This is a genomic window from Leptothrix ochracea L12, from assembly GCF_000262525.1.
The window spans coordinates 1-13,216 of record NZ_JH660683.1 but is presented as its reverse complement, the minus strand read 5'-3'; the positions used below and the strand labels follow the sequence as shown (position 1 = coordinate 13,216).

Below are 13,216 nucleotides of genomic sequence, written 5' to 3'. Positions count from 1 at the left end.
GGCGATTGCAACAGGTTTCGCCCCCAAGTTGGCGCTGGCATGCACTACTACCGGGGCTTTGGGGACTGGGGATGGTGGTGGCGAGTTTCTGGCTGGAGCGCCACGGTTTGGGTCGCTGGGGTCATACGACTGCTTTGCCTGCTGAGGTCCTCGCCAGTTTAGTGGCCGGTGCGCGTTGGGCCGGTTCCATCTTGACCGTGGCTGCGATCGGCGCTTGGTGGGCGCTTGGGCGTTATCGATTGACCGTGGCTTTGGCCGTGCTGGCGTTGGGGCAGTTTTGTGCCGTCTCGGTGCTTCTTGATCGTTATGAGGCGTACGGGCAATTCAAAAGCGCGGCCCGGATGGCTCAAACCCCTGAGGTCCAAGCTGTGCTGCAAGCGGACCCCACCGTGTATGCCGTGCGACTTTATGACCAATCGCTGCCGTTTTATCTGCGTCGCAACGTGGTGTTGGTCGATTACGTCAGCGAGTTTGAATTTGGTCAGCAGCAAGAGCCGCAGCGTTGGATCCCGAGCCTAGAGACTTTCGTTGATCGATGGTGTGGCACGGATACTGCTGTGCTGGCCTTCATGTCTCCGGCCACCTTGCAGCTTTTGCAGCAAAGGCACGTGCCGCTGCGGGTCATCTTTGACGATGGCTGGCGGGTACTCGTGACCAAACCTGTCCTCTGAGAGAAGGTGTATTCATCATGACTTCGCTGCCCTACGACCTGTCTTGTGCTTCACCGATGGAGGATGAATCACCCGTTCAAGTCCCACCCATGCTGAGCGTGGTGATCCCTGTTTACAACGAAGAAGACAGTTTGGCGAGCTTGTTCGCGCGTTTGTATCCCGCCTTGGACACGCTTGGACTGCGCTACGAGATCATCTTTATCAACGACGGTAGCCGCGATCGTTCTGCCCATGTCTTGGCTGAACAGTTCAAGCAGCGTCCGGAGGTGACGCGGGTGATTCTGTTCAACGGCAACTTTGGCCAGCACCGTGCCATCTTGGCTGGCTTTGCCCATGCGCGCGGCGAGCGCATCGTGACCTTGGACGCCGACTTGCAAAATCCACCGGAAGACATTGCGTTGTTGCTCGCCGCGATGGATCAGGGTCATGACTATGTGGGCTCCATCCGGCGTATGCGCCAAGACTCGGCTTGGCGCCGCTGGGCCAGCCAAGCGATGAATCGTTTGCGGGCACGTCTGACGCGCATCGAGATGACCGATCAGGGCTGCATGATGCGGGCCTACAGCCGTAACGTGGTGCATCTGATCAATCAGTGTGGCGAAATGAATACCTTCATTCCTGCCTTGGCCTATCAGTTCTCGCGTCATCCGACCGAAGTGGTGGTGGGGCATGAGGAACGCCATGCGGGGATATCGAAATATTCGCTCTACAGCCTGATTCGACTCAACTTTGATTTGGTGACTGGGTTTTCGGTCGTGCCTTTGCAGCTTTTTTCGCTGCTCGGCATGCTGGTTTCTCTGGGTGCGGGTTTGCTGGTCGTGGTGCTGCTTGGCCGCAGGCTGATCCTTGGCCCGGAGGAGGGCGGCTTGTTCACCCTCTTTGCGCTGGCCTTTTTCTTGATTGGCTTAGCGCTGTTTGGCATCGGTTTGTTGGGTGAATACGTGGGGCGGATCTACCAAGAGGTACGCTCGCGGCCCCGCTATGTCATCAGTGCGGTGTTGGAGCAGCAGCCATGAGTCGTCATGCACGCGCCGTGGTGTTTGCCTATCACGATGTGGGTGTGCGCTGCCTCAAAGTCTTGCTGGAGGCTGGGGTTGAGATTGGTTTGGTGGTGACGCATCAAGATGCGCCCCACGAAAACATCTGGTTTGAAAGCGTGGCTGAGACCGCCGCCCTTTATGGGTTGCCGTGCATCACGCCTGAAGATCCCAACACCGAGGCGGTGCTTGAACGCTGCCGGCAGGTGCAGCCGGATCTGATCTTCTCGTTCTATTACCGGCAGATGCTCAAGGAGCCCTTGTTGGCTTTGGCGCGGCTGGGTGCTTACAACATGCACGGCTCGCTCTTGCCCAAGTACCGTGGGCGGGTGCCGATCAATTGGGCGGTGCTGCACGGTGAGCACGAAACCGGGGCCACACTGCATCTCATGCACCCCAAGCCGGATTGCGGCCCGATCGTCGATCAAATGGCGGTCCCCATCTTGAGGGATGACACCGCGCATCAGGTGTTTAACAAGGTGGTGGTGGCGGCGGAGATGGTGCTGATGCGCGCTTTGCCGGCTTTGTTGGCTGGAACCGCTGTGCTGCGACCTCAAGATCTGCACCAAGGGGCTTATTTCGGTGGGCGCCGTCCGGAAGATGGTCGTCTGCCTGTGGATGCGGGCACACAAGCTTTGCATAACTTGGTGCGTGCGGTGGCTCCGCCGTATCCGGGAGCCTTCTTGGATATCTTGGACCCAGTGAGCCGCCAGCCACGGCGTCTCACGCTGCTGCGTACGCACATCCTTGCCCCTGCAGGCGCTGGGCCTTGCCAAGCGGCGCTAGCGATTGGCTGTGCCACGACGCATGACGCGTCGGGCTTAAGCCTCGTTTTGTATGCCGCAGATGGTGGGCAGTTGCAGGTTTTGGCATGCACGCTCGACAGCCATCCTTGGGATGCGTCGCAATGGAAGCAACACTGGGGCGCTCAACCGTTGAACGCTTTGGCAGGATAGATAATCCCCCCATGCTGAAAGTTCTTATTTTGGGTGTCAACGGTTTTATCGGACACCACCTGACCCGGCGCATCATCGAAACCACCGACTGGCATGTCTACGGCATGGATATGCAATCAGACCGGGTCACGCCGTGGCTGAACCATCCGAATTTCCATTTCTTTGAGGGTGACCTGACCATCAACAAGGAGTGGATCGAATATCACGTCAAAAAATGCGATGTGGTGTTGCCCTTGGTGGCCATTGCCACGCCCGCTACGTATGTTCGAGAACCATTAAGGGTGTTTGAACTGGATTTTGAAGCCAATTTGCCGGTGATTCGGCAATGCGTCAAATACAAGAAAAGGCTGGTTTTTCCGAGTACCAGCGAGGTTTATGGCATGTGCCAAGACGAGGCTTTTGACCCGGATACCTCACCGCTGGTGTGTGGCCCGATCAACAAACCCCGCTGGATTTATGCCTCCGCCAAACAATTGATGGACCGAGTGATTCATGCCTATGGTCAGCAAGAAGGGTTGAATTACACCTTGTTCCGACCCTTTAATTGGATTGGACCCGGACTGGATAGTCTGCATACGGCCAAAGAAGGTTCAAGCCGTGTCATCACTCAATTTTTGGGTCACCTCGTGCGTGGTGAACCCATTCGCTTGGTCGATGGGGGAGGGCAGCAGCGGTGCTTTACCTACATTGATGACGGCATCGATGCTTTGATGACCATCCTGCACAACCCCGAGAACAAAGCTGCCGCACAGATCTACAACATTGGTCATCCGGGCAACAACTATTCGGTGCGTGAATTGGCTGAGATGATGCTAGCCTTGGCGGCGCAGCGCCCCGAATATCAGATCCAGGCGTCGCGCGTAGCGTTGATCGACATTGCTTCGGGCGACTATTACGGTGATGGCTATCAAGACGTGACACGTCGGGTGCCCAAGATCGATAACACCTGCGCTGATCTGGACTGGGTGCCCAAGGTCTCGATGGCTGAGGCCTTGGTGCGAATCTTCGATCACTATCGCGATCAGATCGAGGTTGCCTCGCATTTGAACGACTGAGGCAGGGGAGAGACGGCGGCATGGCACGGATCGCACTCAAGATCGATGTGGATACGTGGCGTGGCACGCGCGAAGGCATGCCGGCCTTGGCGCAGTGGCTGGAGCGCCAAGGCATCCAGGCTACTTTTCTGTTCAGTCTTGGCCCTGATCACACCGGACGAGCCTTGCGGCGAGTGTTCAGGCCGGGGTTCTTCAGCAAGGTGGCGCGTACCTCGGTGCTTGAACATTACGGTTGGCGTACTTTGATGTTTGGCACGGTGTTGCCCGGCCCGGATATCGGTCGTCGTGAAGCTGCTTTGCTGCGCAGCGTCGCCCGTGCTGGCTTTGAGACCGGCATCCACACGTGGGATCACGTGCGTTGGCAAGATGGCGTTGCGGGAGCCAATGAGGCTTGGACGCGCCGTGAGCTGGATCATGCCGTGCAGCGCTATGCCGAGATCTTTGGCGTGTCAGCCCATATTCATGGCGCGGCGGGTTGGCAAATGAATGAGGCGGCTTATCGACTGGAAGCTGACTTTGGGATCACGCTGGCTTCTGATACCCGAGGTTCAGCCCCATTTCTGCCCGTCGATGCTGCGGGGCAAGTGATCGGACCTATGCAATTGCCGACCACCTTGCCGACGCTGGACGAATTGATCGGCCGGGATGGTTGGGATGTGAGCAACGTTGAGCAAGCCTTGCTGCGTTTGACCCAAGACCGAGACCACGATCAGGTCTACACCCTGCACGCCGAGCTGGAAGGGCAGAAGTGGTTGCCCATTTTTGAACGGCTGATCCACGGATGGCAGGCGCAAGGCCATTGTTTGACCTCCATCGGGGAGCTCGCTTCAGCCCTTGACCCCAAGACGTTGCCTTGCTGTCAGGTCGGGCAAGGTCAGGTACCGGGACGCAGTGGTGTGCTGGCGGTGCCTTTATCGTTCAGCGAGTAGGGTGGGTCGTTGTCGCATGACGATAAATGGCCAAGGATTCTTCATCATCAGTCGGACGGCGCTCCCGATGGACAAATCGCCAACCTGTGGGGGCGGCAGCCAAGGCGTGGCGCATGGACACGCTTTGAATGCGCCACGGGCACTGGGCTGCTTCGAGGCTTGAGTGGGCGACCACGTGCCAATCGGGGCCGAAGAATTGCAAGGCGGCCGTCTGACCACGTGTTAGGTCAAGGGCGACGACACAAGCATGGGCCGGAATGTGCTGTGCTACCCGCTCAATCAGCATACGGTAGCTGCGTGCGTGGTCGAGCAGTGGCAGCCACAAGGTCATCAAGAGCAACCAACTTAGCGCGACGCCTGAGGCGGGTAAGACGAGTGATTTCCACAGCGCTTCCTGATGTCGGCCGGTTCGCCAGCGGACGAGCCAGAGCCATGTCACTGTCGCCAAGGCCGCCCAAATCAAGGCCCAAGGATCGAAGCGACTGACAAATTCCGGCGCCAAGCGGGCCACATTGGCCGCAGGTTGTTTAGGGATACCGGTTTGGATTGCGATGTAAATCACCCAGATCGTCAACGCACAAAAGCTGAAGAAGAAGACTGAAAACCAGTCAATAGCGGCTGAAAAGCTGCGTTGTAGGGTAGGCAGGGCAAAAGCAGCCAGCACGGCCATACCGGGCAGGGCGAGCATCAATGCCCGGTCTGAGTTACCCATGCCAAGGCTGATGCCTAACATGATCAACACCACCATCAAGGGCAGGGCGATGTGACGGCGATTCAGTTGTAAACGCCAGCGCCAGAGTGTCCATGCTGCCAAGGGCCAGGCAGGCCACGCAAACCACACCAGCAGCTTAGGAAACAGCAGCATGGTGCTGGGGGTCAGTGCCAATCGCGTGATCCAAGCGCCGCAAAGGGTGGCGGTACCTGCCGATGCCAAGGCTGCCACCCCCACCCAAGGCAAAAGCTGACGCAGGGGTTGGGCACTGGATTTCCAAGCAATGACGGCACAACCCAGCGTTAATAAAAGGGCTGTGGATGCGGCACCACTGGCTGCAAGAATGATGGGCGCAGCAACCACGGCCCATCGTGCTGCCATGGGTCGATAGGGACTGATGGCCAAGCTCAAAAGCAATAAAGCAATGGCAAACATCTGCATCAACTCGGGCGTGGTTTCGTGGCCGAGTTGTAGAAGACCCAACGACGCCATCAAGGCAAGGATCGAGCCGTCAGCAATCGCGCGCGCGTAATCGATCGGATGCGCTTCGCCGCCAAAGGCGTAGGCCAGCGGTTGAGCCGCTTCTGAGCGTGCCAAGTAGTACGTGGCGTACCACGTGAGTGTTAGCGTGGCCAGCAGCAGGAACGCAAAAGGCAGTCGTGCTGCAAAGGCTTCCCCTCCCAACGGCTCCAGCCATTGGATCGATAGGGCACCCAAGCCATACGGTAAGACACTGCCGTCGGACGGAAAACCGACAAGTGCAGGTGACAGCCACGCGGTTTCACCTCGTACAAGGGCCAGCATGTGACCCACGGCACTGATTTCTGCTGCTTTCCAAGGATCTCGCCCCAAAAGGCCGGGAATGATGTAAGCCAAGCACAAAAGGTACAGCGCCAAGCGGGGGAGTTGACGTGCGGCTCGTTGTCCAACAACGGCGGGATTGGGACGGGTGTTCACGCTCTTGAGGGCACTCAATGAAAAAGGCAGCCACGCAGGCTGCCTTTGGGAGCAATCGCCAGACAGCGTCAGAATTACTTCTTGATGCTGATACGGGCAAACTTGTTGCGGAACTTCTCGACGCGACCGCCCAAGCTGTCCACGCTCTTTTGCGTGCCCGTGTAGAACGGGTGGGTTTCGCTGGTGGTTTCCAGCTTGAACAGGGGCAGTTCGCGGCCGTCTTCCATCGTTGTGGTTTCACGGGTTTGGGCGCAAGAACGCGTCACAAACTTGAAGCCGTTGGACAGATCGACGAAGCAAACGTCGCGGTAATTAGGATGAATTCCGTCTTTCATGGGGTCGCCTCACGCTGAATTAGCCAACAGCCACGATGCCCAATGCATCGCACTTGCCGATAGCGGAAAACCGCGCATTATACGCGGTAAAGAAATTAGCCACCACGACGCATCATGTCGAAAAAGTCGTGGTTGGTTTTCGTCGAGCGCATCTTGTCAAGAATGAATTCCATCGCTGCAATCTCGTCCATCGGGTAGAGCAACTTGCGCAAAATCCATGTTTTTTGCAGGATCTCCGCCTTCAGCAGCAGTTCTTCGCGGCGAGTGCCCGACTTGTTCAACAGAATCGACGGATAGACGCGCTTTTCGGCCATACGGCGATCCAAATGGATTTCGCAGTTGCCAGTGCCCTTGAATTCTTCATAGATGACTTCATCCATGCGGCTACCGGTATCGACCAGTGCAGTGCCGATGATGGTCAGCGAACCACCTTCTTCAATATTGCGGGCTGCACCGAAGAAACGCTTCGGGCGTTGTAAGGCGTTGGCATCGACACCGCCGGTCAACACTTTGCCCGATGAGGGCAAAACGTTGTTGTAGGCCCGGGCCAGGCGCGTGATCGAGTCCAACAAGATGATCACGTCTTTTTTGAGTTCGACCAGACGTTTAGCGCGTTCAATCACCATTTCGGCGACCTGAACGTGGCGCGCAGCGGGTTCATCAAAGGTCGAACTGATGACTTCGCCGCGCACGGTGCGCTGCATTTCGGTCACTTCTTCTGGGCGTTCATCCACCAGAAGCACGATCATGTGTGCGTCGGGATGATTGGCAGTGATGGCATGTGCCAACTGCTGCATCATTACCGTCTTGCCGCTCTTGGGTGGTGCGACGAGCAAAGCACGTTGGCCTTTACCAATCGGCGCAATCAAATCAATGATGCGGCTGGTGATGTTTTCGTCATTGCGAATCTCACGTTCCAGTCTGAATTGCTCTTTGGGGAAGAGCGGTGTCAGATTCTCAAACATGATTTTGTTTTTGCTTTCCTCGGGTGTCAAACCATTGACACGGTCCACTTTGACCAAAGCAAAATATCGCTCCCCATCCTTGGGAACCCGCACTTCACCTTCAATCATGTCCCCAGTGTGGAGATTGAATCGGCGAATCTGACTGGGTGAGAGGTAAATGTCATCTGTGCTTGCCAAGAAACTTGTTTCTGGTGAGCGAAGAAAACCAAAGCCGTCTGGTAAAACCTCAAGAACACCATCGCCAAAAATCTGCTCGCCTTGTTTGGCGCGCTTCTTCATGATGGCAAACATCAGCTCTTGCTTGCGCAAACGGCTCGTATTTTCTATCTCCAAGGGCTCAGCAATTCTGACCAGTTCGGAGATATGTTTGACCTTGAGTTCGGAAAGATGCATAGACTGTCAATGCCCAAAAATCGCAACTTGGTTCAGTTGGAAAATCTAGGCTAATAGGTGACGAAGAATCTGACCTGTCAAGATCAGATAGTGAATTTAAAAAGAGATTTATATAAATAACCTCTCGACTTTAGATCGAGAGGTGTGGATAGCCAATGAATTACAGCTTGCTATCGACAAATGCAGTCAGTTGAGCCTTTGTAACGGCGCCAACCTTGGTTGCTGCAAGCTGACCATCCTTGAAAATCATCAAAGTGGGAATGCCGCGAATGCCATATTTAGACGGAATGAGTCGATTTTCATCGACGTTCATTTTGGCAACAACAACACGGTCCTTGTAGGCCGCATCCTCAGCGAGTTCATCGAGAAGCGGAGAAATTTGCTTGCAGGGACCGCACCACACGGCCCAGTAATCTACCAGCACTGGCCGTGCAGACTGGAGGACTTCGCCTTCAAAGGTGGCGTCGGTGACGTTTTTGATGAGAGCACTGCTCATATGTTTAATTTCCGTGAATAAACACAGGCCGCAAGACGTAGCAGCCCCTGTGCGTACTTGATTGTGGCACGAACCAAATAGACCCTGATGAAACTCAGCGCAGGCGGTTCAAAGCAGGCTGAAAAACATACGCAGTTTGGTAAAACTGCTCAGAACCAATCTGAGTGCTGTACAAACGGTGCATTTTGGAGGTGACGAGCCTTTGCCTCGGCACTGGCGACTAACGGTTAGGGCTGCTTCGTTCCCGACCTGACCCGTTTGGCCGCGTCCCCATGCGAGGGGGCCCGTCACCTCGGATTGTAGCGCCAAAACAAATCACCTCGATTTGACGGGCAAAATAAAAGCAGCCGAGGCTGCTTTTTAAATTTGGCTCCCCGACCTGGACTCGAACCAGGGACCTGCGGATTAACAGTCCGTCGCTCTACCGACTGAGCTATCAGGGATCAACTAAGAATTGAATTGTATATGTATAAAAGCGAAGATGTCAAGCACTTTTGAAGTTTTTATCAATCTGTCGACGTAACGCCGAGCCGATTGTGGAGTTGAGGGCTGGATGTGGTGTAGAGCAGAGGGGATGGGGCTTGGCTCGGGTAGATGTAGCGCATGGCAGCGAATGCAGCTAAGGTGGCTTCATGGAACCCGCACAAGATCAGCTTTTTCTTGCCGGGATAAGTGTTGATATCGCCGATGGCGAACAGCCCGGCTGTGCTGCTTTCGAAGTGTTCGGTGTTCACGACGATCTGTTTGCGTTCTAGGGCGATGCCCCATTGAGCGATGGGACCCAGTTTGGGCGATCGACCCAACCTAACCAGCAAGGCATCTGTGGGTAGATGCTCATCTAGGTTGTCCGCAACGCGGCTGACAATCAGCGCCTGTAGTTCATGCTCGTCTTGAACAAGACCGGTGATCTGTCCCGCGATGAAGCGCACCTGCTGCTTCGCGCATAGTGCGTGCAACCGCTCGAGGTTGGCTGGGGTGGTGGCGATATCCGTACGCCGGTGAATCAGCGTGACCGATGCGGCTTGTTCGGGGCCCTCTTGGGCAAAACGAAAGACACAGTCGAGTGCTTCGTCATCCCCGCCGACGATCACCAAATGTTTGTTGGCGAAACACGAGCCATCCTCAGGGGGAACTTGATAGAAAAGTTGTGATCCTGTGTAGGGGAGCAGTTCTTCTAGAGGGATTTTGCGGGGCTCAAAGGCACCAACGCCTGCGGCGACAAACAAGGTTCGGCTCAGAAATTGCGTGCCCCGACGGGTTTCAACCAAGAACTGACCATCCGTCTTTTGCTCGACCGAAACCACGGTTTCACCAAGGTGAAAAGGTGTTTGAAAGGGCCGGATCTGTTCGAGGAGACTGGCAACCAGTTCTCGCCCTGTGCACGATGGGATGCCAGGAATGTCGTAGATGGGCTTATTGGGGTACAGCTCTAGGCATTGGCCCCCAGGCTGTTCGAGGGCATCAAGCACATGCGCTTTGATGCCGAGGAGTCCCAGTTCGAAGGCTTGGAACAGCCCCACCGGGCCCGCACCGATGATCACAGCATCGGTTTCGATGATCGAGCGGGCTGAGTCCACGTGAACTGAATCGATCAGCGAATCAGTTCCTTGAGCTTGTCGGTCTTGTCTTTCCACGCTTCTGCGTCAGGCAAGGCTGCCTTACGTTTCGTGATGCTCGGCCATCCTTGGGCCAATTCGGCATTGAGTTTGATGTACGGCTTTTGGGCGCTTGTTACATCTTCTTCGGGGACGATGGCGTTGACCGGACACTCCGGAATGCACACCGCGCAATCGATGCACTCGTCCGGATCAATGGCAAGAAAATTCGGGCCTTCCCGGAAGCAATCGACGGGGCAAACATCTACGCAGTCGGTGTATTTGCAGCGGATACATGCTTCGGTGACAACGTGAGTCATGAAAGGGCTCTCAAAGAATAAGCAAGTGCGAATACATGAGCTTCGCACTTGCGCAAATAAAGGAGGACGCCATTCTACGAGCTATAGCTCAAGAAACTGGGTTGATGTATGTCAAGCGACTAGCAAAGCGCCACTGGTGCGGTTGGTGGTGGGATCCACCACGATCAACGATCCCCCGACACGGTTGCTCGTATAAGCCTCGATGGGCAAGGCTTGCTGAGTCTGGATGGATACCAGCCCGATTTCATTGACGCCCAGTTGGTGGGCTTCGACTTCTTCGAGCGTATGAATGTTCAAGCGGTGCTCAATCGCTGTGATTCGCGCTTGAACCCAGCGGTTACCGTGGCGTACCCAATACTTGCGACCCGGTACGGCGGGCTCGGTGTCCAGCCAAGCGAGCGTTCCACGGAATTCCTGCTTGGTGCCTTGGCCGTTGCCGGCACTTCCCGGCGTGAAGATCCAGTCACCGCGCGAGACATCGACCTGTCGATCCAGCACGATGCCTGCAGACTGACCAGCTTCGCAGCCGTCCACGTCGTTGCCAGCGTGGCGCACAGCAGCCACGACAGCGGTTTCACCGCTTGGGAAAATCTGCACCGTATCACCGGGTTTGATGCTTCCGTGAGCAATGCGGCCCCACATCACACGATGTTGGTGCCCTGTGCCCTCGCCATCATCACGGGCGACGTATTGCACCGGGATGAGCAGATTGCCGTCATGCGCTTCGTCCGTGACGGGCAGGGTTTCGAGCAGCTGTAGCAGCGTCGGGCCACCGTACCAAGGCCAATTGGCCGAGGGTGTAGCAACGTTGTCACCGCGCAGTGCTGAGACCGGTACGATGCCGCGTACGCTGATGCTTGCTTCCTCGGCGAATTTTGTCAGCGCCTTGGCAACGGCATCGAAGGCCGCTTCGGTGCCATCTTCAATCGCGTCCAGCTTGTTGACTGCGAACACGATGCTTGGTACGCGCAACAGGCGGGCCAGCAGACTGTGGCGACGTGTTTGTGGCAGCAGCACGACTTCCGGCGCTGATGTGTCGAGTTTGGTGATGTCCACCAGCACCACGGCGGCATCTGAACCCGCTGCCGCAGTCACCATGTTGCGGGTGTATTGCTCGTGCCCAGGCGCGTCAGCGATGATGAATTTGCGTTTAGGGGTGGCGAAATACTGGTACGCCACATCGATGGTGATGCCTTGTTCTCGCTCGGCTTCTAAGCCATCCGTGAGCAGGGACAGGTCAATCGGTGCGCCTGCTGCGCGCTTTTCCAAGGCGTCTAGTTTGTCCGCCAAGATGCCACGGCTGTCGAAAAGCAAACGACCAATGAGCGTGCTTTTGCCGTCATCAACGCTGCCGGCCGTGAGGAAGCGCAGGGCCTTGTGGGCCTGTTCTTCACTTGCTTCAAGGTGTTGAGTTGCAGTGCTCATATCAAAAATACCCTTCTTTTTTGCGGCGCTCCATCGAGGCTTCTGATGTGCGGTCATCCATGCGGGTGGCACCTCGCTCGGAGACAGTGACTTGCAGAGTCTCGGCGACGATATCGGCCGTCGTGCTGGCCAAGCTTTCGACCGGGCAGGTGCAGGTCATATCCCCCACGGTGCGGAAACGTACGTCCACGGTTTCGACCACATCGCTGGCATCAGGCGGGGTGACGTCTGTCACTGGCACCAAAAGGCCTTTGCGGCGGTAGATGTCGCGCTTGTGGGTGTAGTAGATGCCGGGCAGGGGGATTTGCTCACGTTGGATGTAGAGCCAAACGTCGAGTTCAGTCCAGTTGCTGATCGGGAAGGCGCGGAAGTGCTCACCGGGTTTGATGCGGGTGTTGAACAGGTTCCAGAGTTCGGGACGCTGCTCTTTCGGTTGCCATTGGCCAAAGCTGTCGCGGTGCGAAAAAATGCGCTCTTTGGCACGGGCCTTCTCTTCATCGCGTCGTGCGCCGCCGATCATGCAGTCGAAGCGATGCTCCTCGATGGTTTCCAGCAGCGTCACGGTTTGGTGGCCGTTGCGTGATTCCAGCGGGTGCGCCAGGCGAATCGTGCCCTTGGCCATCGAATCTTCAAGGTGACCGACGATCAGACGCTCACCCATCTCCTTGATACGCTCATCGCGGAACTGGATGACTTCGGGGAAGTTGTGGCCGGTGTCCACATGCACCAGCGGGAAGGGCAGCTTGCCGGCAAAGCGGGGGCGCTCGCCAAGGGCACTCACCTTGCGCTTGAACGCTTTCTCTGCCAAGTGCAAGACGACGCACGAATCTTTGCCGCTCGAAAAAGTAGGCCCGGACGCTCGAAGGCTCCAGCGACTTCGCGCAGGATGAAAATAGCTTCCTCTTCTAGGGCGTCGAGGTGCCGATCAGCAACTTTGCTGAGGGTGGTGTGACTCAAGGATCCGAGTTGGGAAAGATCGGGCAGAAGCTGATGCAAATTCATAGGCGCATTCATGGTTCTCTCAAGCCTCTTGTTGCTCTTGGGGATGGTCGTCTCTGACGTGTAGGCCGCATTCCTTGGCCTTTTCGTCTTCCCACCACCAGCGTCCGGCGCGGAAGTCCTCGCCGACAGCGATGGCTCGGGTGCATGGTGCGCAGCCGATGCTGGGCATGAAGTGGTCGTGCAGCGGGTTATAGGGCACGTTGTTCTGGGCGATGTAGTGCCAGACATCGTTCCAGCTCCAGTCCACCAAGGGATTGATCTTGGTCCGGCCTTGGTCATCCGATTCAAGGGTGTTGACTTCGCCGCGTGCGCTCGATTGTTCGCGACGTAACCCGGTCACCCAAGCTTGGCGATGGGCCAGCATGCGT

At 56.5% G+C, this 13,216-nt stretch carries 12 protein-coding genes, 1 tRNA gene, 1 other RNA gene and 2 pseudogenes; 5 read left to right on the top strand and 11 right to left on the bottom strand.

The window, feature by feature from the left end:
• The 5 genes and pseudogenes from LEPOCDRAFT_RS02870 to LEPOCDRAFT_RS01770 all read left to right on the top strand — a co-directional run.
• A pseudogene (locus LEPOCDRAFT_RS02870) lies at positions 1–671 on the top strand (hypothetical protein); the annotation flags it as partial.
• A 56-nt stretch (positions 672–727) separates the two neighbouring features.
• Complete coding sequence (locus tag LEPOCDRAFT_RS01785; protein ID WP_043909774.1) at positions 728–1,687, top strand: glycosyltransferase; 960 nt, start codon at positions 728–730, stop codon at positions 1,685–1,687.
• A complete protein-coding gene (locus tag LEPOCDRAFT_RS01780) occupies positions 1,684–2,664 on the top strand; it encodes a formyltransferase (RefSeq protein ID WP_009453494.1) in 981 nt (326 codons plus the stop codon). Before LEPOCDRAFT_RS01785 ends, LEPOCDRAFT_RS01780 begins: the two co-directional genes overlap by 4 nt.
• Before the next feature lie 11 nt (positions 2,665–2,675).
• Positions 2,676–3,719: a bifunctional UDP-4-keto-pentose/UDP-xylose synthase gene (locus LEPOCDRAFT_RS01775; protein ID WP_052306362.1), complete on the top strand. Its 1,044-nt coding sequence runs from the start codon at positions 2,676–2,678 to the stop codon at positions 3,717–3,719.
• 20 nt (positions 3,720–3,739) lie between these two features.
• Entirely contained in the window at positions 3,740–4,648 is a 909-nt protein-coding gene (locus tag LEPOCDRAFT_RS01770) for a polysaccharide deacetylase family protein (protein ID WP_009453492.1), read from the top strand.
• Here the strand turns inward: LEPOCDRAFT_RS01770 and LEPOCDRAFT_RS01765 are convergent.
• The 11 genes and pseudogenes from LEPOCDRAFT_RS01765 to LEPOCDRAFT_RS01720 form a co-directional block, all read right to left on the bottom strand.
• Entirely contained in the window at positions 4,638–6,317 is a 1,680-nt protein-coding gene (locus LEPOCDRAFT_RS01765) for a hypothetical protein (RefSeq protein WP_156793947.1), read from the bottom strand. The two genes, LEPOCDRAFT_RS01770 and LEPOCDRAFT_RS01765, sit on opposite strands and share 11 nt — an antisense overlap.
• Before the next feature lie 74 nt (positions 6,318–6,391).
• Positions 6,392–6,652 (bottom strand): type B 50S ribosomal protein L31, encoded by a 261-nt coding sequence (locus LEPOCDRAFT_RS01760; protein ID WP_009453490.1) that lies wholly within the window; start codon positions 6,650–6,652, stop codon positions 6,392–6,394.
• 95 nt (positions 6,653–6,747) lie between these two features.
• Entirely contained in the window at positions 6,748–8,010 is a 1,263-nt protein-coding gene (gene rho / locus LEPOCDRAFT_RS01755) for a transcription termination factor Rho (protein ID WP_009453489.1), read from the bottom strand.
• A gap of 160 nt (positions 8,011–8,170) precedes the next feature.
• A complete protein-coding gene (gene trxA / locus LEPOCDRAFT_RS01750) occupies positions 8,171–8,506 on the bottom strand; it encodes a thioredoxin (protein ID WP_009453488.1) in 336 nt (111 codons plus the stop codon).
• Between the two features lie 190 nt (positions 8,507–8,696).
• Positions 8,697–8,795: signal recognition particle sRNA small type (gene ffs / locus LEPOCDRAFT_RS02580), an RNA gene on the bottom strand.
• Positions 8,796–8,873: 78 nt separating this feature from the next.
• Positions 8,874–8,949: transfer RNA gene (locus tag LEPOCDRAFT_RS01745), tRNA-Asn, on the bottom strand.
• A 63-nt stretch (positions 8,950–9,012) separates the two neighbouring features.
• Positions 9,013–10,083 (bottom strand): NAD(P)/FAD-dependent oxidoreductase, encoded by a 1,071-nt coding sequence (locus LEPOCDRAFT_RS01740; protein ID WP_009453487.1) that lies wholly within the window; start codon positions 10,081–10,083, stop codon positions 9,013–9,015.
• 14 nt (positions 10,084–10,097) lie between these two features.
• A complete protein-coding gene (fdxA, locus tag LEPOCDRAFT_RS01735; protein WP_009453486.1) occupies positions 10,098–10,421 on the bottom strand; it encodes a ferredoxin FdxA in 324 nt (107 codons plus the stop codon).
• A gap of 111 nt (positions 10,422–10,532) precedes the next feature.
• Positions 10,533–11,846, bottom strand: coding sequence for a sulfate adenylyltransferase subunit 1 (locus LEPOCDRAFT_RS01730; protein ID WP_009453485.1), 1,314 nt, complete (start codon positions 11,844–11,846; stop codon positions 10,533–10,535).
• A 1-nt stretch (position 11,847) separates the two neighbouring features.
• A pseudogene (gene cysD, locus LEPOCDRAFT_RS01725) lies at positions 11,848–12,860 on the bottom strand (sulfate adenylyltransferase subunit CysD).
• A 7-nt stretch (positions 12,861–12,867) separates the two neighbouring features.
• On the bottom strand, positions 12,868–13,216 hold a 349-nt coding region (locus LEPOCDRAFT_RS01720; RefSeq protein ID WP_009453482.1), incomplete at its 5' end, for a phosphoadenosine phosphosulfate reductase domain-containing protein.